The sequence below is a fragment of the Polaromonas sp. CG_9.7 genome (assembly GCF_015752205.1).
GTDB lineage: Bacteria > Pseudomonadota > Gammaproteobacteria > Burkholderiales > Burkholderiaceae_C > Polaromonas.
In genome coordinates this window covers 124,503-144,413 of the sequence record NZ_JADOVG010000009.1, presented here as the reverse complement: position 1 = coordinate 144,413, position 19,911 = coordinate 124,503, and the positions used below count along the sequence as shown (strand labels likewise).

16 protein-coding genes and 2 pseudogenes are annotated in these 19,911 nt (G+C 59.6%); 11 read left to right on the top strand and 7 right to left on the bottom strand.

The window, feature by feature from the left end:
* The first annotated feature begins 27 nt into the window (after positions 1-27).
* Positions 28-804, top strand: a complete 777-nt coding sequence (locus IWX87_RS11225; RefSeq protein WP_196863604.1) for an IclR family transcriptional regulator — start codon at positions 28-30, stop codon at positions 802-804.
* 81 nt (positions 805-885) lie between these two features.
* A complete protein-coding gene (locus IWX87_RS11220) occupies positions 886-1,719 on the top strand; it encodes an undecaprenyl-diphosphate phosphatase (protein ID WP_196863603.1) in 834 nt (277 codons plus the stop codon).
* 958 nt (positions 1,720-2,677) lie between these two features.
* On the opposite strand, the gene IWX87_RS11215 is transcribed toward IWX87_RS11220, so the two are convergent.
* From IWX87_RS11215 to mutS, 3 genes are all read right to left on the bottom strand, one after another.
* Positions 2,678-3,520: an alpha/beta hydrolase gene (locus tag IWX87_RS11215; protein WP_196863602.1), complete on the bottom strand. Its 843-nt coding sequence runs from the start codon at positions 3,518-3,520 to the stop codon at positions 2,678-2,680.
* 89 nt (positions 3,521-3,609) lie between these two features.
* A complete protein-coding gene (locus IWX87_RS11210; RefSeq protein WP_196863601.1) occupies positions 3,610-4,437 on the bottom strand; it encodes a proteasome-type protease in 828 nt (275 codons plus the stop codon).
* Between the two features lie 50 nt (positions 4,438-4,487).
* Positions 4,488-7,100, bottom strand: a complete 2,613-nt coding sequence (gene mutS / locus IWX87_RS11205; protein ID WP_196863600.1) for a DNA mismatch repair protein MutS — start codon at positions 7,098-7,100, stop codon at positions 4,488-4,490.
* Between the two features lie 742 nt (positions 7,101-7,842).
* Here mutS and IWX87_RS11200 point away from each other — a divergent pair.
* From IWX87_RS11200 to IWX87_RS19680, 8 genes and pseudogenes are all read left to right on the top strand, one after another.
* A complete protein-coding gene (locus IWX87_RS11200) occupies positions 7,843-8,730 on the top strand; it encodes an NAD(P)-dependent oxidoreductase (RefSeq protein WP_231374738.1) in 888 nt (295 codons plus the stop codon).
* Positions 8,731-9,116: 386 nt separating this feature from the next.
* Positions 9,117-9,572 (top strand): DUF1499 domain-containing protein, encoded by a 456-nt coding sequence (locus tag IWX87_RS11195; protein WP_196863599.1) that lies wholly within the window; start codon positions 9,117-9,119, stop codon positions 9,570-9,572.
* A gap of 318 nt (positions 9,573-9,890) precedes the next feature.
* Positions 9,891-9,980, top strand: coding sequence for a hypothetical protein (locus IWX87_RS20040; RefSeq protein ID WP_370583864.1), 90 nt, complete (start codon positions 9,891-9,893; stop codon positions 9,978-9,980).
* Positions 9,952-10,278 (top strand): transposase, encoded by a 327-nt coding sequence (locus tag IWX87_RS11190; protein ID WP_196863598.1) that lies wholly within the window; start codon positions 9,952-9,954, stop codon positions 10,276-10,278. The genes IWX87_RS20040 and IWX87_RS11190 overlap by 29 nt, the downstream gene beginning before the upstream one ends.
* A gap of 39 nt (positions 10,279-10,317) precedes the next feature.
* Positions 10,318-10,521, top strand: a complete 204-nt coding sequence (locus tag IWX87_RS11185) for a transposase (protein ID WP_196863597.1) — start codon at positions 10,318-10,320, stop codon at positions 10,519-10,521.
* 408 nt (positions 10,522-10,929) lie between these two features.
* Positions 10,930-11,628, top strand: coding sequence for a glutathione S-transferase family protein (locus tag IWX87_RS11180; protein WP_196863596.1), 699 nt, complete (start codon positions 10,930-10,932; stop codon positions 11,626-11,628).
* Entirely contained in the window at positions 11,625-12,326 is a 702-nt protein-coding gene (locus tag IWX87_RS11175) for an SDR family NAD(P)-dependent oxidoreductase (RefSeq protein WP_196863595.1), read from the top strand. The genes IWX87_RS11180 and IWX87_RS11175 overlap by 4 nt, the downstream gene beginning before the upstream one ends.
* Before the next feature lie 5 nt (positions 12,327-12,331).
* Positions 12,332-12,773 (top strand): annotated as a pseudogene (locus tag IWX87_RS19680) (glutathione S-transferase N-terminal domain-containing protein); the annotation flags it as partial.
* Between the two features lie 219 nt (positions 12,774-12,992).
* On the opposite strand, the gene IWX87_RS11165 reads toward IWX87_RS19680, so the two are convergent.
* Complete coding sequence (locus IWX87_RS11165) at positions 12,993-13,979, bottom strand: tripartite tricarboxylate transporter substrate binding protein (RefSeq protein WP_196863593.1); 987 nt, start codon at positions 13,977-13,979, stop codon at positions 12,993-12,995.
* Between the two features lie 687 nt (positions 13,980-14,666).
* Positions 14,667-16,160: an amidase gene (locus IWX87_RS11160; protein ID WP_196863592.1), complete on the bottom strand. Its 1,494-nt coding sequence runs from the start codon at positions 16,158-16,160 to the stop codon at positions 14,667-14,669.
* A 416-nt stretch (positions 16,161-16,576) separates the two neighbouring features.
* Here IWX87_RS11160 and IWX87_RS11155 point away from each other — a divergent pair, with 416 nt between their 5' ends.
* A complete protein-coding gene (locus IWX87_RS11155; protein ID WP_196863648.1) occupies positions 16,577-16,795 on the top strand; it encodes a hypothetical protein in 219 nt (72 codons plus the stop codon).
* Here the strand turns inward: IWX87_RS11155 and IWX87_RS11150 are convergent.
* Positions 16,730-17,280, bottom strand: a pseudogene (locus IWX87_RS11150) (IS630 family transposase); the annotation flags it as partial. The gene IWX87_RS11155 and the pseudogene IWX87_RS11150 sit on opposite strands and share 66 nt — an antisense overlap.
* 311 nt (positions 17,281-17,591) lie before the next feature.
* The gene (locus IWX87_RS11145; protein ID WP_196863591.1) at positions 17,592-19,826 is read right to left on the bottom strand and encodes an FUSC family membrane protein; all 2,235 of its coding nucleotides are present in this window, start codon (positions 19,824-19,826) and stop codon (positions 17,592-17,594) included.
* Between the last annotated feature and the right edge of the window lie 85 nt (positions 19,827-19,911).

Sequence of the window (19,911 nt, the reverse complement as noted above, 5' to 3'; positions counted from 1 at the left end):
TTTAGTTCCGATATTAGAAGTTACCCTATGACCAAAAAAAATACTTCGACTTCAACTTCTTCAACCGGCTCTTCAGCCGAGCGCAGCTTGCGATTGCTGGCGCGCCTGGCCAGGGAAGGCCGAGCGCTTTCACTGGCGGATCTGGCTGCCGACCTGGCCTTGCCTAAAGGCACCGCCCATCGTTTGTGTGCACAGTTGCTGGAGACAGGATTCATTGCGCGTGACATCAACGAGCGCGACTTCGTCGTCGGGCCAGCCCTGCGCAAGCTGTCTTTTGACACGTTGACCCACGGCACAGTCCGGGGCCTGCGGCATCAGGTGTTGACGGAGCTGGTCAAGGAAGTGGGGGAAACCTGTAACTTCACCACCCTGGACGGCGCCTCGGTGCTGTACCTGGACCGTGTCGAAGCGCCTTGGCCGTGGCGACTGACCTTGGAAGTGGGCGAGCATGTGCCCCTGCACTGCACAGCCAGCGGGAAAATGTTCATGGCACTGATGCCCGCCAGGCAGCGAGAGTTACTGATTTCAGAGCTGAGTTTGACGGCCATGACCGACGCCACGATCACGTCCAGAGCGCAGTTGCTTCAGGAGTGCGAAAGTATTGCCCGTGCCGGTTATTCGCTGGACCGCCAGGAGTTCATCGACGGATTGCTCGCGCTGGCCGTGCCGGTGTGGGATGAAAACGGCATCATGCGCGCGGCTTTGGCTGTGCATGCGCCGGTTTCCCGGCTTTCTGCCGAGCAGGCGCTGCAACGGCTGCCGGCGCTGCAGGCGGCAGCCCAGCGCCTGAGCCGGCTTTTGTAAGGCCCCTGACCTGTTGGCGCCGGAATAACCACAGGGCTAAAAACCAGCGACGATAATCGCGCCTTCATTCAAGGAGTAAGCGTGGATACTGTTTTGCTGGTCAAAGCCGCCATCATGGGCATTGTCGAAGGACTGACCGAATTTCTTCCCATTTCATCGACCGGGCACCTGATTTTGGCGGGCGCATTGCTGGGTTTCGACGACTCAAAAGCCAAGGTGTTCGACATTGCCATCCAGACGGGCGCCATTTTTGCCGTGATTTTGGTGTACTGGCAAAAAATCCGCAGTACTGTTATCGCGCTGCCGAATGAAAAGCAGGCGCAGCAGTTTGCGTTGAATGTTCTGGTGGCTTTTATACCGGCTGTGGTGCTGGGGTTGCTTTTTGGTAAGGCCATCAAGGCGCACCTGTTCACGCCAGTGGTGGTGGCCAGCGCGTTTATCGTCGGCGGCTTCATCATTTTGTGGGCCGAGAGGCGGCAAAAGCGCAACCCGGCGGCTGTCCGTATCCACAATGTCGAGTCGATGACGACGATGGACGCGCTCAAGGTCGGTCTGGTGCAATGCCTGGCCATGATCCCGGGCACCAGCCGCAGCGGCTCGACCATCATTGGCGGCATGCTGCTTGGCCTGTCGCGCAAGGCAGCGATTGATTTTTCGTTCTATCTGGCGATTCCGACGCTGATTGGCGCAGGCGTCTACAGCCTGTACAAGGACCGAGCACTGCTGTCAATGGCGGACGTGCCTATGTTCGGCGTCGGCTTGCTGTTTTCTTTTCTAAGCGCCTGGATGTGTATTCGCTGGCTGTTGCGCTACATCGCCAACCACGACTTTGTGTACTTTGCCTGGTATCGCATCGCCTTCGGCATCGTGGTGCTGGCCACAGCCTGGAGCGGCCTGGTGGTCTGGGCGGACTGAGCAAGAAATAGTGATTGCTTACCTGACTGCAGGTCAACTTGCGGTCTCTGTTCTTTAGTTTTGGTTTTTTTGTTTTTTGTTTTTTGGCTTTGGAGGCTTCTTCTGTGGTTTGAGGGGTGAGCGCCTTCCCGGCGGGGGTAACTTTCTTTTCTGGCAAAAAAGAAAGTCACCAAAGAAAGTTGCCTGGAAGCGGGAGCGGGTTAGAGCTGAACGCTCTGACAGGCCATCGCTTCGCTAGGCCCTGGGTTCTTTGATCGGCGGCTGGTGGCTCTGACTTGGGCTGGCTGGTTCTACCGCTCGTTCGCCAACAGCTTCACGCTCTGCTTGATCTGCTTGATCTGCTTGATCTGCTTGGCTTGCGCTTCGCTGTTTGCTGTCGGCAACTCCAGTTTTCTTTCTGGGGGTCAGTGGCTGTGGAACCACCATTGCCCTTTTTTTACTGTCCCTTGTCAGCCCACGCCCCGCCCTAACAAAGAAAAAATTTAGAAAAAGAAACTGCCATAAGTGCTTAAAGCACAAAGAAAAAGATCAAGCAGAGCGTGAAGCTGTTGGCGAACGAGCGGTAGAACCAGCCAGCCGCCGAAATTGCTAACCGCCATCAAATCAAGGTGCCAAGGGCCCAGCGAAGCGATGGCCCGTCAGAGCGTTCAGCTCTAACCCGCTCCCGTTTCCAGGCAACTTTCTTTGGTGACTTTCTTTTTTGCCAGAAAAGAAAGTCACCCCCGCCGGGAAGGCGCTCACCCCTCAAACCACAGAAGAAGCCTGCTAAAGCCAAAGCCCAAAGCCCAAAGCCCAAAACCAAACAATAGAAACAGCGATCAAACGGTAAGCGTTCGCAGCTAAAAAAATAATAAAAAACCGATTTTGCGCAAGCTGCATAAAGCTTTACAGCTATCTATTGCATAGCAGGCCACGAGCGCTTGGCCTGCAGCATACAGAAATGCCTCGAAAGCCGCCTTCACCCCATGAAGTTCAGCAGCGCCGCTTCGATGGCGGCCGCTGTGGCCAGCGGCTTTTCCATCGGAAACAAGTGGCTGCCGTCGAGCATCATGATGCGGCCCTGGGTGACTTTTTGCGTCATCGCCATGCCGACCTGCTTCATCTCGGCCGACTGGCGCCCGCCGATGAAGGTCGATGAGCATTGCAGCGGATGCGATCTCAGCAGCTGCTCCAGGTTGTCGGGAAGGGTGTTGTAAATCGCCGTTTCCACGTCGCGGTCAAAACTCAGCAGGCGCTGGCCTTGCGCAGTGCCACCTTCGTCGTGGGTGCCGTGGTCGATGTAGTCGCGCAGCACCTGCTCGTCCCAGCAGGCAAAGGCTTTCTTGCTGCGAAAGTGCGCCAGCACCTCGTCCCGGCCCAGCCACTGGTGGCGGCGCTTGCGGCTGATGGCGCCCGGCGAGATCGACCCCACCAGCTTCGCGCGCTTGGCCACGCTGAGCGCCTTGGCGCGCCAGCCACCCAGCACCGGCGAGTCGAGCATCAGCACGCCGCCGACCTTCTGGCCGCCCAGCTGGGGGTGGCGGGCAGCGCACATCAGGCTCAAAAAGCCGCCCAGCGAATGGCCGACCAGAAAGGCGGGCTGGCCCGACTTTTCGACTTCCTGGCTGGCAAAGTCGGCCAGTTGCTGCACCAGGTTGGGCCAGTTGCTGGTGACCGGGTAACGCGGGTCATGGCCGAATTTTTCAATTGCCTGGATTTGAAAACCCCGCGCCTTCAAACTCTGGAACAACACGCCGTAGGTGCTGGCCGGAAAGCTGTTGCCATGGGAAAAAATGATGAGGGGTAGGGTACTTTTGGACACGGGGATAAAGGGGAACTGGAGCGCGCAGGCTGCAATTTTGCCCGGAGGTTAATGTCAGTGAAAAAGCAATGCGGGAGCAATAAAAAGGCCTAGATCAGTTTTTCATGCGGCGTGCTGATTTTTTTCAGCACGGCATGGCGGCCAGCCGGCATCTTGATCGGCGTTTCAGTGTGCGCATCGTCCCACACCGGGTCTTCGATGCTGTCGAACACCTCGCGCAGCTTTTGTCCCCAGCTGTTGTGCATCATCTGGTAGTAAGGGTTGTCCTGGTCGATGCAGACGATCTTGTCGCTTTTCAAGCTGTCGACTTCGTACACCACCAGGTCCAGCGGCAGACCGACCGACAGGTTGGACTTCATGGTTGAGTCCATCGACACCAGCGCGCACTTGGCGGCCTCGTCCAGCGGCGTTTCAGGCCGGATGACCCGGTCCAGTACCGGTTTGCCATATTTAGATTCACCGACCTGGAAGTAGGGCGTTTCTTCGGTGGCCTCGATAAAGTTGCCGGGCGAATACACCTGGAACAAGCGCATGCCTTCGCCCTTGATCTGGCCGCCGAAGACCAGCGACACGTTGAAGCCGACAGCGTCGTTGCGCAGCGCCTGGGCGTCGTGCTCGTAGACGCGGCGTATGGCCGACCCCAGCACGCGGGCGGCGTCGAACATGCTCTTGGCGTTCCAGATGGTGATCGGCTCGCCGCCAGCGGGATCGGGTATTTCCTCGGTCTGCAATATCTCGCGCACCGACTGCGAGATCGACAGGTTGCCGGCGGTCAGCAGCACCATGAAGCGGTCGCCTGGCTTTTCATAGACGATCATCTTGCGAAAGGTGCTGATGTGGTCCAGGCCCGCGTTGGTCCGGGAGTCGGACAGGAAAACCAGTCCGGCATTGAGTTTGATGGCGACGCAGTAAGTCATGGCGTGAAGAGGGGTTGAAGAGTACATGGGATGCCTGGAGGGCTGCGGATCTAGGCGGCGTTCGCAAGCTTTTTAAGCCGGTACAGCGCATCAAGCGCTTCCCGGGGGCTCAAGATATCAGGATTTATGGAGGCCAGTGTTGTTTCAATGGCCGAAGGTTCGGTCGCCGGCAGTTCTGGCGGTGCGGCAAACAGGTCAACCTGCGCGCTGGCCTGGCTTTGCTGGGTTTCCAGCGCAGCCAGCGCATGCCGCGCATGGTTAAGGACAGCGGCGGGCACGCCGGCCAGCTTGGCCACGGCAATGCCGTAGCTCTTGCTGGCCGGACCGGGTTCGATATGGTGCAAAAACACGATGTCGCTGCCCGACTCGACCGCGCTGACATGTACATTGACTGCGCCATGGTGCTGAGCCGGAAATCCGGTCAGCTCGAAATAATGCGTGGCAAACAGCGAGAACGCCTGCGACTTGTTGTGCAGGTGCGCGGCAATGCCGCCGGCCAGCGCCAGGCCGTCGAAGGTCGAGGTGCCTCGCCCGATCTCGTCCATCAGCACCAGCGAATGGGGTGTGGCGGCATGCAAAATCTGCGCGGCTTCGAGCATTTCGAGCATGAAGGTCGATTGCGCGTTGGCCACGTCGTCAGCCGCGCCGATGCGTGTGTGAATCGCATCGATCGGCCCGAGCCGGCAGCGGCTGGCAGGTACATAGGAGCCGATGCTGGCCAGCAAGACGATCAGCGCGACCTGGCGCATATAGGTCGATTTGCCGCCCATGTTGGGGCCGGTGATGATCTGCATCCGGCTTTTTCCGGTCAGGCTGCAGTCGTTGGCAATGAAGGCACCGCCGCCCGTCTCAAGCAGCCGGGCTTCCACCACCGGGTGCCGCCCCTGCGCAATGTCGATGCACGGTTCCTTGACGAAATCGGGAGCGCACCAGCCCAGCGTCAGCGAGCGCTCGGCCAGCGCGCACAGCGCATCCAGCGCGGCAATGGCGCGTGCCAGCCGGCTCAGCGCGGGGATGAAGGCCTGCAGCTGGTCGAGCAGTTGCTCGTACAGCCACTTTTCGCGCTCCAGCGCGCGTGTCGAGGCCGACAGCGCCTTGTCCTCGAAGGCCTTGAGTTCGGGCGTGATGTAGCGTTCGGCATTCTTCAGCGTCTGGCGGCGCCGGTAGTCGGCGGGCACCTTGTCCAGCTGGCCCTGCGTGACCTCGATGTAAAAGCCGTGCACCTTGTTGTACTGCACGCGCAGGTTGGCAATGCCGGTGCGGGCTTTTTCGCGGCTTTCCAGTTCCAGCAAAAAGCCGTCGCAGTTGGTCTGGATGGCGCGCAGCTCGTCCAGTTCGGCGTCGCAGCCCCGGTTGATGACGCCGCCGTCGCGGACCAATGCCGCCGGCTCGTCCAGGATGCAATGGCGCAGCAGTTCGGCGCAGCCGGGTGGCGGCTGCAAATCCTCGAAAATAGTGGTTAAAAGTGCCGTTTGCTCAATACCCACGGGCACAAGCAGCTCTGCTTTTTGTAGCGTCAACTGCAGCGCGACGAGTTCGCGCGGGCGCACTTGGCGCAACGCGATGCGCGCCGTGATGCGCTCGACGTCGCTGCTGCCCTTGAGTTGCGCGCGCAAACCTTGCTGGCTGCTGGCGCGCAGCTGCGTGATGGCTTCCAGGCGGCCGGCGGCCTGGGCGCGGTCGCGGCGCGGGCTGAGCAGCCAGCTTTTCAGCGCCCGGCTGCCCATGCCGGTGGCGCAGGTGTCAAGCAGCGAGAACAAGGTCGGCGCACTTTCGCCGCGCAGGGTCTGCGTGAGTTCAAGGTTGCGCCGGGTCGTCAGCGGCAGTTCGATCAACTCGCCCGAACGCACCACCTGGAGGCCCTGCACATGCGACAGCGCGCGCCCCTGGGTGTGTTCGGCATAGCCCAGCAGCGCCGAGGCGGCAGCATGCGCTTCGCCCAGGGCTTCGGCCTGCCACGCCGCCAGCGAAGCCACCTTGAGCTGCTCCAGCAGGCGGCGCGCGCCCAGGGCCGCGTCAAACTGCCAGGCCGGCCGCGCGCTGGCGGCGCAACGCCAGCTTTTCAGGCGCTGCTCGAACGCCGGCGTGATATCGGCGTTGTAGAGCAGTTCACTCGGGGCGATGCGCGCCAGCCAGGTTTCCAGCTCGCCATTGACGCAATGCGCCAGATGGATTTCGCCTTGCGTCACACTGAGCCAGGCCAGCCCGCAGGTGTTGCGCGCGCCTTGGTGCACCGCTAGCAAAATCAATTCGGTCTTGTCGTCGAGCAGTTCCGCGTCCAGCAGCGTGCCCGGCGTGACCACGCGCACCACCTTGCGCTCGACCGGGCCTTTGGCTGTAGCCACGTCACCGGTCTGCTCGCAGATTGCTACCGATTCGCCGAGCTTGATCAGCTTGGCGAGGTAATTCTCCAGCGAATGAAACGGCACGCCGGCCATCATCACCGGCTCACCGGCCGACTGGCCGCGCCGCGTCAGCGTGATGTCGAGCAGGCGCGCGGCCTTTTCGGCGTCGCCATAGAACACCTCGTAGAAGTCGCCCATGCGGTAGAACACCAGCGTGTCGGGGTACTCGGCCTTGATGGCGTGGTACTGCTGCATCATCGGCGTGTGCAGCGCGGCCTTGTCCGGGGGTTGGACGGCCGGGGATTTTTCTCTTTGCATTCAGTTCGCTGGCTTTGTCGGTAAGCCGTTAGTTGGGTTCAGGGTTCTGGCGCAAGGGCGGGTTTTCATTGTTCTTCCGGAACAGGCCGGTTGATCGAACAAGGCATATTTTCGGCGGCATAACAAACCCCCGATTGTCGCTGCCGCCGGCAAGCCGCATGAAATCCCTTTCAACCGGTGCGCCTGAAGTCGGCTTTGCAAGCTTTCAGACATGTACCCGTTTGGCCGCCAGGCGCAGTTCACTGGCAATGGCGAAAGCTGAGTTCAAGCTCGTCTGCCTGGCGCTCAATCTGCGCAGCATGGGGCGGTGCAGGCCTGTTGAGTCGCAAAGCGGACCCATATTGCAAAAATCACGCCCCTGAGCCCGATGAGACCGGTCTTCGCAGATAGCGCCGACGGTGGTGACGGACACGTTCTCCATGCGCCAGACCGCATGAGCGGGCTAAGAACCAATTCGCGCCTGTTTGAATCCTTTTGCCGCCCAGTCTCCTTGCGAAAGACCACGGGTAGAGCATATTGACCCGGACCATATTTTGATTTCGTGGACGTTGCGTTCAAACCTGCCGCGATGGATGGTCCGGACGGTATTGTCAAAGCTCATCGCCTCAACTGTATCTTTTACAAACTACCCGTGGCTTTTTCGGATTAATGGTTCATTGGTTGTAAAGACGCAAAATATTGCGGTTAGCAACTCAACTGCGAATGTGCTTCACTCGATAAGATAGCGTGAGCAGTCACCTTTTTGCACCCCAGTACCTATCCAATACGAAAGATAAACTCCATGGCGAACATCACATTTCTTGGCACCGGTTTGTTGGGCAGCGCGTTCGCAGAAGCTGCGGCCAAGCGAGGCGAGACCGTCACTGTCTGGAACCGGTCATCCGAAAAGGCTGAAGCGCTTAAGGCGTTCGGCATAGCGGTCGCGGCAACCCCTGCCGATGCCGTCCGGGGCGCGTCCCGGGTTCATCTGATACTGAAAGACGATGCGGTGGTTGAAGAGGTGCTGGCGGCCGCACGAACTGCCTTGTCACCCAGCGCCTTGGTGCTGGACCACACCACCACGCTGCCCGCCAGTACGGCGACTCGCGCTGCGCGGCTGAATTCAGAGGGCGTGAACTACCTGCATTGTCCGGTATTCATGGGGCCAGCAGCGGCCCTCGCTGCTCAGGGGTCCATGATGGTGGCAGGGCCTCAAGCCCTGTTTGAGCAGGTCAAAGGTGATCTGGCGCGGATGACTGCACGCCTGGAATATCTTGGGGAGCGTCAAGACCTGGCAGCAGTCAACAAGCTGTTTGGCAATGCCATGATCATTGGGATGTCGTCCACCTTGGCTGACATCCTCACCATCGCCAAAGCCAGCGGCGTCAAGGGGGACGATGCGATCGAGTTGCTGGAGCTGCTGGACCTTAACGCCATGGTGGCTGGGCGCGGCAAGAAAATGGCCCAAGGCAACTTTTCGGTGAGCTTTGAATTGGCAATGGCTCGCAAGGATGTGCGGCTGATGTTGGAGACTGCGGGTGATCTCCCTATGTCCGTGCTGCCAGGCATTGCCCAGCGGATGGACCAACTTATTGCTCAAGGGCATGGGGCCGAAGATGCGAGCGTGGTGGGTGTTGATTCGTTGTCGTAATGACCTTGCCCCTTAAACATAGACCACGCCAGTCGGCTTTGCCAGGGCTATTGCTGTCAAACATTGCGCACCCTCGAATTTCGCGTGCCGCAGACGCTGCCGTTGTAATGATGCATTACACGTCAGCTGTGGACCCAATCCAGCTTGCGAAGTCGAAGCCCTGCAAATCTGGACTTTGTCCGTCTCCAGACTGACTGGCAACGAAGCGATCTTGATGCTGCAGTTGCAGCGCAAACTGCCGTTGACCCGTAAGCTCTTATCAGCGCGCCGGCTGTAACGTGGGCGAACTCTTTAGATTCGTTTTAATGCAAGCGCTGATCCCCCATAACGATATTTACTATTGAACGGAGCTATGGATGTATCGGCAACGCGAACCCAAGATTACTTTGAGCATCATTGCGCTGTTGGTCGCAGCTGGCTGTGCCTCAACGCTCCCAGCGCTGACCCAGGAAAATACCGAGATCGATCCGAGGATAAACTGCGTGCTTCCAACGAATTGCGTCAATTCGCGTGCCAGTAATGGTCTGTCGCCACTGCGTTTTACCGGCACCGGGGCGCAGGGACTGGCACTGCTTGAAGCGACACTGGCAAGTTTTCCGGAGGCGACCATCTATCAGAAGGACGAGAGCATGGTCAAGGCAGTCTTTAAGACGCCTGCGGGTTTTCGGGATGACGTGATTTTCCTGCTCGACCCGCAGCAGCAACAAATCGATTTCCAGTCGCACTCCGGGTTTGGCCTTTACGACTTCGGCAAGAATCGTTTGCGAATGCAGGGAGTAACAATGCGCTTCGCGGAAGCGACAGCAGAGGCAAATGCAAAGGCAAGGGCAAGGGCAAAGTAATCGGTCAATCGGTCAATCGGTCAATCGGTCAATCGGTCAATCGGTCAATATGTTGTAACGAACTACGTGCTTGCTAGGCCGTGATCGGAAAGTTTGATGCGCTGAAGTTGTGCGACCTGAAGAAAAAGCTTCAGATGACCGCCGCACGCTTTTTGGAGCGCTAGAGCAGTGATGTAATCCCCCGTTTTGGGCAGCCAAATGACTCAAGAACGCCACATCTTCACCGATGCGCAATGGCAGCGTATCGAGCCGTCAATGCCGCCTTGCAAAGGCCGCCCCGGCGGGGCTTAGAGGGCGTTTTTCGATGCCCTGCTGTGGATGGCCCGCACGGGCTCGCCCTGGCGCGACCTGCCCGAGCGGCTGGGCGAATGGAACGCAGTTGTACCAACGCTATGCGTATTGGTGTAAAAAAGGGCACTTCGAGCACCTTTTCCAGGGCGTGCAGCAGCCCGACATGGAGGATATGACGGTGGATTCAACCTGCTGCCGGGCGCACCTATCCTCGGCAGGGGCAAGGAAAACCAACGGCCCACAGTCCATCGGCATCACGCGCGGCGGGCGCAACACCAAAATCCACGCCATATGCAACGCGCTGGGCAACCCGCTGCGCTTTGTGCTGACCGCAGGCCAGCGTCACGACTCCAAACCCGTACCCGAACTGCTGGGTGGGCTGCAGGCCAAGGCGCTTTTGGCAGACAAGGCATAGGACTCAGACAAAATTGTCCAGGCTGCACAAAAGCAGGAAATGGACATCATCATCGCCTGCCGGGTCAACCGCAAAAAGAACCCACGCGTGCTGGACACGCACCGCTATAAGGCGTGCCACCTGGTGGAAAACCTTTTCCAGCGCATGAAGGTTTTTCGCCGTGTGGCTACCCGCTATGACAAGCTCGACGTCACGTTCCTGGGCTTTGTGCATATCGCCGGCACCAGGAAATGGCATCATTGACTTTCTGAACACGGCCTGGATCGATGGATAACGACTACGTTTTTAACAGTCGCATTTATACGAGCGACAGCTTTATCGCGGTAAGCTGGAGCCGATCAGATCTAGAGTCTGGGCTTTTATCGTCGGTCTGTGCTCTCACGATGAGCGGCAGTATTGCTGCGATTTCCGTCCCTCGGCTTGGGCAGATAAATTCACACATTCGCCCAAGAGCCGCCAGTTGCAAACTGTACCGATTCCAGACATTCGCTTACTGATTTCCTCACGGGAATACCCGACGGCAAACGATGCTTTCGATTTGGCCATCAGGGTTTAAGCAGTGTGTCCAAGGTTAAACGTATAACAAACTTACACTGCCAGAGCCTAGCAAAAGCTCCAGCAGTCGATCGCACAACTCTGATAAGGAACCCCATGATCAAGTTTTACTACCACCCGTCCCCCAACCCCGCCAAAGTTGCTTTGTTTCTTGAGGAGGCAGGTCTGCCTTACGAAGTCGTTCCAGTGGATACGCGCAAGGGAGATCAGCACTTGCCTGAGTTCACCGCTATCAACCCGAATGGTAAAACTCCGGCGCTGGTTGACGGAGACGCTGTTGTCTTTGACAGCAATGCTATTTTGATCTACCTCGCTGAGAAAACGGGTGCATTCCTGCCGGAGAACACGCCTGCGCAGCGCGCCCAGATGCTGTCGTGGCTGATGTTGGTTGCCACTGGTGTTGGCCCCTATTCAGGCCAAGCAGTGCACTTCAAACATTTCGCGCCTGAACCTAAGGCTTACGCAGTGAACCGTTACGATTTCGAGGCGCAGCGCCACTGGGCGTTGATTGACGCGCAACTCGAAAAACACCGCTTCATGCTGGGTGATACCTACACCATCGTAGACATGGCCGTGTGGGGCTGGGCGCGCGCCGTGCCCTTCATTCTGGGGGCTGAAGCCTGGGCGACGCTACCGAACGTCAAGCGACTTCTCGACGAGATCAATGCGCGCCCTGCTGCCCAGCGTGCCGAAGCCCTGAAAACCAAGCACGCCTACAAAACCGAGATGGACGAAGACTCCCGCAAGGTGATGTTCCCACAAAACGCTCGACTCGCCACGCCGGCGGCCGCATGAGTGATACACAGTATCGGCGGGCGTTGATTGTTGGTGCCGGCCCCGGGCTTGGCGCGAGTTTGGCGCGCGCCTTTACCGGTAACTGTGGAATGCGTGTGGCGATAGCGGCGCGCAGGCGTGAGCCACTCGAGGCGATTGCGGCCGAAACCGGCGCCGTCCCGCTCGTTGCTGACGCAAGCAATGCAGCCTCAGTTGAAGCTCTGTTTGACGCTGCTGCGCTGGCGTTGGGTGGCTCGCCGGATGTTGTTGTTTACAACGCCAGTCAACGCGTTCGCGGCGCTTTCGTTGAGGTGGATGCCGATGCTGTCGCGCGGGCGGTTGACGTGACCGCGATCGCTGCTTTTCGCGTTGCCCAGCAAGCTGTGCGCCGCATGCTGCCTCACCGAAACGGCGTGGTGCTCTTCACGGGCGCGTCGGCTGGGGTCAAGGGATACGCGCAATCGGCCGCGTTTGCGATGGGCAAGTTTGCGTTACGCGGCTTGGCGCAAAGCATGGCGCGCGAGCTGTCGCCACAAGGCATTCATGTCGCCCATGTGGTCGTTGACGGCTCCATCCGACCTGCCGGCGCGCCCAATGACGGCCAGGACACGCAACTTGACCCTGACGCCATTGCTGCCAGCTATGTGCACCTACTCACGCAACCGCGAAACACCTGGTCCTGGGAGATCGAGGTGCGTCCCTGGGTCGAGCGCTTTTGATATGAATAAGGTCACGTTATAAGTGCACCACCGAATACGTCCCACCCAAAGTCTGGCTTTGGGACAAAGAAAGCGGCGGCAAGTTCGCCAGCATTAACCGGCCTATCGCTGATGCCACGCACTACAAGGACTTGCCAGTCGGGAGTCGCTCCTACAGCGTTACGCACTGGCAACGCCCAGTAGTGTCAAGGTGACGTTCATGCGTGAACTGCTGGCGCTGGGCCACAGCGGCACCGAGCACGACGTTTGGCTGATTTGTATCCATGATGATGATAAGTTCAGCAGTAGCTTTATCGCCTGCGAACCCAAACTCAAAGATTCCTGCATTGATGGGCCATCAATGGTGCAAAGCCGGTGCGGGTATGCGAGTCCGGCGCTTTTTTGCAATACCTGGCCGAGAAGTTTGGCGCTTTTGTGCCTGCCAGTGGCGCCGCGCGCGCTGAATGTTTTGTAGTGATACCTCAGCGCTGGGTGGTGGAACGCTCTTTTGTTTCAAGTCAATCCGGGAAACATGGGGCAGTGACCTTGACATCTTCGGTGAGTACGTTGATTCGATCTCTGGTTTTGCAGCGGGCGAGCAGGTCTGGAAAAGCCGTCGATATGGATCATCAGTAAGACCGGTCAGAAAGCTTTTGAAAAGTCAGAACAGCGCCAAAATCTTGCACGTCAATCCAGTTTAGCGCCTGACTCCTTCACCACTTTGGCCCATTTGATGGTCTCGCTCTGGATGAATGTAGCCAGTGCTTCCGGTGTTCCCGGTGCCGCGTCCAGCCCCAACAGCGCCAGCTTTTCGCGCACATCGGGCAACGCCAGCACCCGGGCAGTTTCAGTGCTGATGCGGGCCTGCACCTCCCGGGACAGTCCGGCGGGGGCCAGCAGGGCAAACCAGGACGTGGCTTCAAAGCCCGGCAGGCCGGACTCGGCAATCGTTGGAATCGTCGGTGCGGCCGCCGAGCGGGTCGCGCTGGTGACGGCAATGGCACGCACTTCGCCCGACTTGATCAACGGCAAAGCCGAAGGCATGTTGTCGAAAATCATGGTGATACGCCCGCCCAGCAGATCAGGTACGGCCTGCGCGCGGCCCTTGTAGGGAATGTGTTGCATCTTCACACCCGCAAGGGTGTTGAACAGCTCTCCAGACAGGTGAATCGATGTGCCGCTGCCAGAAGAGCCGAAGGTCAACGGCGTCTTGCCGGCCAGGGCGATCAGCTCCTGTACGTTTTTGGCCGGCACCGCGTTGTTGACAACCAGCACATTAGGCGTGGACGCCAGAAAGCTGATGGGTGTGAAGTCCTTGATGTTGTTGTACGGCATGTTGGCGTACAGCGCCGGGTTGATGGCGTGGGTGCCTACCGTGCCGACCAGCAGCGTTGTGCCGTCACCGGGGCTTTTGGCCACGAAGTCGGCACCGATGTTGCCCCCAGCACCAGGCTTGTTGTCCACGGTGAATGTCTGGCCCAGCGACTGGCTCCATTTGTCGGCCAGTATGCGGGCCAGGGTGTCAGGGGCGCCCCCTGGCGTAAAGGTCACCACGATCTTCACCGGCTTGGTCGGCCAGGCACCAAGCGCCGGCTGCGCCTGGGCGCCTGGGAGCAGCGGGTTGAGCAACAAACCCAGGACAGCGAACGCGTGCTTGAGCGACTTCAATGACATAAATATCTCCTGTATTTTCAAAGGGTAGGAACTGCGACCGCATAAGTCCAAGCATCTCACCGTATCGTGTCTTGTGAAAACGTGTTTACCCTCAGGCAGAAGTTCTGTTGCCTCAAGCAAATTTCAGAAAATTGATTCAACTACCTCCAAAGGGCAACGCCATTGGTATCGATCACGAAGATGTCCAGACGTGCATACCCACAGGCACAACCCAACCCAACCTAGCCACCAGTGCTGTAACTCACATGTACTTCATCAAGACCCGTGTTGGCGCTGAAATTGATTTGACCCAGGGCTATCGTTTTTGAGCGACCCAACCTTGGGCCTCTGCCACCGCGATTGGCACAGGGTCCAGTAAAATCGTGTCATTTGGCGTGACCTTTAGACGCGAAAGGCGACTTGTTTGTCGATTCAACAGAAAAGTTTTCGCCGCCTTTTAAATCGATTCGACTGACGCCAAGATCGTGAAAATCTTGGTACGAATTGTGCAAAGAAAAAAAATTGGCTTTGCTATTTAACGGTTGCTACTGTTCGCAGATCAATCCAATGCCAGCAAGCGCTCAGCAAAAGTCGTTGTACCACTTTGTGGCGTCTTTCCAGGTCATAAGGCCTTGATCCCGGCTTGAACGGCTACGGCGCGCATGGATTGAACCAAAAAACAAAAAGACGATGAATCATGTACAGGCTTCAACCCAGTAGCGTGCTGCGCGCGTGCGCGTGCCCGCTGGCCTGGTCATAGGCGTGGCCAATTTGCAGTACCGACCAGTCGGCCTGTGTCGGCCCCAGGATTTGCAGGCCTGCGGGAAGGCCATTGACGCTAAAGCCAGCCGGCACGCTTAGAGCGGGCAGGCCTGCCATGGTGGCGGGCACCACTACCTCCATCCAGCGGTGATAAGTGTCCATGTTGCGGCCATTAACCTGGGCGGGCCAGTGCAGCGCGGCGTCGAACGGCAGCACTTGGGTCGCTGGCAGTATCAGGTAGTCGTAGGTCTCGAACAGGACGCGCAGAACCTGGTACCAAGCCGAGCGGTCGCATGCCGCGTTGAACACATCTGGCCCGCTGAGCGCCAGGCCGCGCTCGATCTCCCACACTGCTTCGGGCTTGAGCAGGGCGCGCTGGGCCACGTCGTTGTACAGGGCCGCATTGCTGCCCGCCACATTGAAGCTGCGCAGCGTGAGCCAGGCGCGCCACAGGCGCTCCAGGTCGAAGGCTGGCAGCACCGGCTCGACCTGGCAGCCGATCGTTTCAAAGGTTTTACATGTTTGTTCGCACAGGGCCAACAACTCGGGCTCCATAGCGAGGTGGCCGCCCAGGTCGCCTAGCCAGCCGATACGGCTGCCTTTGAAACTGCGCTGCAACGGCGCGGTGAAGTCGATGGCTTGATCGCGGCGCGTGAGCGGCAAGCGTGCATCGAAGCCAGCCTGCACGGACAGCAACAGCGCCAGATCCGGAATGTTGCGCGCCATCGGTCCAGACACACTGAACTGCTGGAAGAACACCTCATCGGTCGGCCCGTGCGGCACGCAGCCCGGCGTGGTGCGCATACCGTAAACGTTGTTGAACGCGGCCGGCGTACGCAGCGATCCCATCATGTCTGAGCCGTCGGCCACCGGCAGCATGCGCAGCGCCACTGCTACGGCGGCCCCCCCGCTGCTGCCGCCCGCCGTCTTGTCAGGGTTGAAGGCGTTTCCGGTGGTGCCGTAGACGCTGTTGAAGGTATGGCCGCCCAAGCCGAACTCGGGGGAGTTGCTGCGGCCAATGAACACTGCACCGCCCTGGCGCACGCGTTCGAACACTGCCGCGTCGGTGCTGCTCACTTGTCCCTTGAATATGGGTGAACCCTTGGTGGTGACCATGCCTTTTGCCGGCATGATGTCCTTGGGCGCCTGCGGAAAGCCATGCATCGGTCCCCGCCAATTGCCCCGCGCGAGCTCTGCATCGAGTTGCTGTGCCTGCTGGCGCAGTCCTTCTGCCGGCTGCAAAGCAACCAGCGCATTGACCCGCGGATTAAGCCAGGCCACCTGGTCTAAAAACGCATTTAGCGTTTCCACGCACGACAGCTGTCGCGTCTGGATGGCGCGCGAGAGACTGACCGCATCGAGTTCGGTAATGTCGTTGGCGGGGTTGGCGGGGTTGGTGGCAGCACCAGCGGCGGCGGCGGGAGGAGGGGTGGTAATCATCCAACCGAGGATAATTCACACCGCAAAAATGCCTCACGTTTTTCTTAATGAGGGAATCAATGTTTGGCTGCTCCGCGTTCGCGCAGTGTTTGGTGAGCATCAGCGAACGCCGGACCGAGACTCAAATGCTCGGCAGGCCGGATTCGGCAATCGTTGGAATCGTGGGTACTGCGGCCTTGCTTTCCGATTGGCTCAAGTGATTTCGTGTATTTGTCCATCTACATCGGCATGGCAAAATTGAAATCCCAACATTGCGTGTGCGTCTACAACGACGAACTCGCCCCTCGGCGCCGTCATGGTTTTCGCGCGGCGGCTTGAATGGTCTCGATGCCGATTTACCAAGCTGTCAGTGACATGCTCAAAATTTTTGAGTGCAGCTTAAGTCCTGGCGTCGCCACGGCCATGTCTGCAAACGCATGGAAGCCGTCGATGCGGTTGTAGCAAAGCCCAAGAAAAATAACTTCTTCAAAAGCATCCAGGGACTATTTCTGTCCGCGTTGTGCGTTCAGGACTTGTTCCGCAAAAACTCTGAAGTTTTAAGCTGCATAGTGAACCAGACGATCCTAGAATTAGGCCACAACACGTTCAGGGTTTTGCTCCAGCATCGCCATGTGATCGTTGGCAGCTTCGCGTAATTTACGCCTTGGTTCTGACGGGCACACGTTTGCCCATTTCCTGTTTCAAGTCTGCGTTGAGCCGTTCTTCCGGGTTGAGCTGCGGGCTGTAGCGGGCCAGGTAAAACAGTTCAATCTGATCATGCCGCTCAGCTACCCAGGCCTTCACCATGCGGTTGTGATGCACCCGCAGGTTGTCCAGAATCAAAAACACCTTCTTGCCTGCATCCTGGGTCAAGGCCGGCAAAAATTCGATGAGTTTTCCGGCATCAAACGCCTCATCAATGATCATCCATCGCGTTTTCCCCTGACTTGTAACTGTAGTGATCATTGAGAGTTTGTGGCGCGTGCCGCCTACCGCCATGGCCACCGGGGTTTTGCCCGCTGGCGAGAAGCTTCTGCCCCGCACGTCGGTATTGACCAAGGCTGTTTCATCGCCCCAGTGAATCTCACCCCCCCTGGGCCTTGGCGCGTTGCTCAATGGCCGAGCGCACTGTCGGGTAGCTCAGTCCCGTCATTGGCACGACTTGCTTGCGCCGCTCGTGCAGTCGCTCCAGTGTTTGGTTTCTTGCGTCTTGTTTTTCCATGAAAATTTGACCAGAAAAACCTTGCAAAGATCAAACTTTACGGGGCCTTGTCTGTGGGTGGGTTCGGGGTTCTGGCGCAAGGACTGGTTTTCATTGCTCTTCCGGAACAGGCCGGTAGATTGGACAAGGCATATTTTCGGCGGCACAACAAACCACCGACTGTCGCTGCAGCCGTCAAGCCGCATGAAATCCTTTTTAACCGGTGCGCCTGAAGTCGGCTTTACAAGCTTTCAGACGTGTACCCGGTTGGCCGCCAGGCGCAGTTCAATGGCAATGGCGCAGGCCAGCTGCAGGCGGCGCAGCAGCCAGGGCGTCAGGTCGGCCGCCAGCAACACATCCGGCCGCGCTAGGTGGGGCTGGCCCGAAAGGCTGAAACCGGGCGGGTTCATGCTTGAGGTGGCTGGCGCCTGGCCCGACAGTTCGGCTTCGATGCAGCGGGCGGCCTGCTCGAGCGCCGGCGTGGCCTGGGCCAGGTCCAGCTGGCCGCGCCTGAGCAGCAGCAGCGACTTGACCGCCGTCAGCTGCGCCAGCAACTGGTAGCTGCGCGCCTGCAGCACTTCAAGCGGCTCCAGCGGTAAGCGCACCTGGCGCGGTTCGGCCAGGCTGCGCTGGGTGGCCAGTGTCAGCGCCGACAGGCTGTCGTAGGCTTCGCGGCGCGCCAGTCGCCAGTTCACATCCGCTGTCTGGGGGGTGTCCAGCAGCGCCAGCGCCAGCGTGGCATGCTGGCTTTGCGCCTCAATGCTGCGCTTGACCAGGCCGGGAATCTGGCTGCGTTCCCATGACGGCAGCACATAGCTGAACAGCCAGGCCAGCAGTGCACCGAGCAGCGTGTCGGCCAGCCGCTCGCCGATGGCAAAGGTGGGCTGCAGGCCGACCAGCATCAGGTGCGCTTGCAGCAGGCCGGTCACCGTGCCGGCAATCGTCGTGTAGAGGTAGCGCCGCAAGGCAAAGGCATGCGCCAGGCCGGCGCTGAGCGCGACGATCAGGAATAGCACCTTGGCGCCCGAATGGACAGTCAGCAGGCCCATCACCAGCAGACATGCGAGCACAGTGCCGGCGACGCGCGCATTGCGCCGCTGTACCGTTTGCGCCAGGTTGCCGCGCATCACCACGACGATGGTGATCAGGATCCAGTAGTCGTGCGTGGCCCATGGCAGCTGCAACGCCACGACATAGCCTGTCGCCACGGCCAGCGTGGCGCGCAGCGCATAGCGCAAGGTCGGCGCGCGCCAGCCCAATTGCCCCAGCAGCGGCTTGACGCTCCATTTGGTGGTGCTCACGAACAGCTGCCACTGGTTGCGCACCAGGCTCAGCTCGGGCGCCACGTCGCCGCGTGCCAGCGCCGCGATCTTTACCGCCTCGTCATTGATGTGGCCAATGCGGTCGGCCATGTTGCGCAGCAGGGCGGCGGTGTCGGGCGGGTCGGTGCGGACCGGTTCGAGTGCCAGCTTCGGGTTGTCGGTCGGGCGGGGCGGCAATGTGCCGGCCAGCTTTGGCCGCAGGTCGGGAATCGGCCGGATCGACATCTGGCGCCGGCCCAGCAGCAGCGCCATACCCAGCGACTGCAATTCATCGGCCGTGGCGTTCAGCGCCTGCTGCAGTCTGGGCAGGTGGGGTGCGATGGCGCGCCGGTCCAGCAGCACGTCCAGGTCCAGGTCGCAGGCCAACTGGTGGTCGCGCGCTTCGAGCAGGCTTAGCAGCATGGCAGCCACCTGTTGGCGCGGACGGGTGGTGGGCGACTCCAGCACCACGTTGCGCGTGTCCTGCAGCTGGTCGGCAAAATTGGCCTGCTGCGCCAGCATGGCTTCAAGCAGCGCCTGGTGGTTGGGCTCGTCGTCAAAACGCTGCGCCTGGATGCGCAAGATGGCGGCAAAGCTGTGCAGGCATTCGGCCAGCAACTGCAACCGGTAGCGGCGGTTGAGCAGGTGCGTGGTCAGCACCGCCCACAGCAGATAAAGCACCGAGCCGGCGACAAACCAGCCGGTATGCGCCAGCACCTGGTTGAGCGAAGTCATCGGCGGCGCGGCCATGGAAAACAGCATCGAGAACAGCAGCGAAAAGCAGATCGGCCCGCCGCGCTTGCCCCAGGCCATCAGCATCACGGCCAAGAAAGTGCCGCCCACCAGCACACAGCCCAGCAACAAATCGTCCTGGCGCGTCAGTTGCACCAGCATGAACAGCGGCGTGCCGAGCACCGGCGCAGGCAGCACCTGCATGATCTTGCGCCGTCGCGGCGAGGGAACATCCGGCAGGCTGGTGATGAGCACGCCGACGGCGGCGCTGGCGGCGGCCCCGAGTCCGGCTGTTTCGAACAGCGCCAGCATGATCAGCACCAGACCGAAAGAGACGCTCAGGCCGTTGGTAACGTAGTGGCTCAACGACACGCGCAGCAGCTCTTGTGCCCTGCTGCGCAGCCGGCCTGCCAGCACGGTCAAGGGGGATGGGTCACTCGGATGGCGGTTCATGGTGTGGCCACCACTGTACCCAAACCTGCCCGCTCAGTGCGCCGGCCCTGCACGCTGTCGGGGCGTGCAGGGCCGGCGCAGGGAC

What these genes read in the sequence shown, in the direction of transcription:
- IWX87_RS11210 (WP_196863601.1), bottom strand. Translation starts at nt 4,437, where the DNA reads ATGACTTACTGCGTCGCCATCAAACTCAATGCCGGACTGGTTTTCCTG.
- IWX87_RS11145 (WP_196863591.1), bottom strand. Translation starts at nt 19,826, where the DNA reads ATGAACCGCCATCCGAGTGACCCATCCCCCTTGACCGTGCTGGCAGGC.
- IWX87_RS11180 (WP_196863596.1), top strand. Translation starts at nt 10,930, where the DNA reads ATGATCAAGTTTTACTACCACCCGTCCCCCAACCCCGCCAAAGTTGCT.
- IWX87_RS11160 (WP_196863592.1), bottom strand. Translation starts at nt 16,160, where the DNA reads ATGATTACCACCCCTCCTCCCGCCGCCGCCGCTGGTGCTGCCACCAAC.
- IWX87_RS11175 (WP_196863595.1), top strand. Translation starts at nt 11,625, where the DNA reads ATGAGTGATACACAGTATCGGCGGGCGTTGATTGTTGGTGCCGGCCCC.
- mutS (WP_196863600.1), bottom strand. Translation starts at nt 7,100, where the DNA reads ATGCAAAGAGAAAAATCCCCGGCCGTCCAACCCCCGGACAAGGCCGCG.
- IWX87_RS11185 (WP_196863597.1), top strand. Translation starts at nt 10,318, where the DNA reads ATGGACATCATCATCGCCTGCCGGGTCAACCGCAAAAAGAACCCACGC.
- IWX87_RS20040 (WP_370583864.1), top strand. Translation starts at nt 9,891, where the DNA reads ATGGCCCGCACGGGCTCGCCCTGGCGCGACCTGCCCGAGCGGCTGGGC.
- IWX87_RS11165 (WP_196863593.1), bottom strand. Translation starts at nt 13,979, where the DNA reads ATGTCATTGAAGTCGCTCAAGCACGCGTTCGCTGTCCTGGGTTTGTTG.
- IWX87_RS11225 (WP_196863604.1), top strand. Translation starts at nt 28, where the DNA reads ATGACCAAAAAAAATACTTCGACTTCAACTTCTTCAACCGGCTCTTCA.
- IWX87_RS11155 (WP_196863648.1), top strand. Translation starts at nt 16,577, where the DNA reads ATGGAAGCCGTCGATGCGGTTGTAGCAAAGCCCAAGAAAAATAACTTC.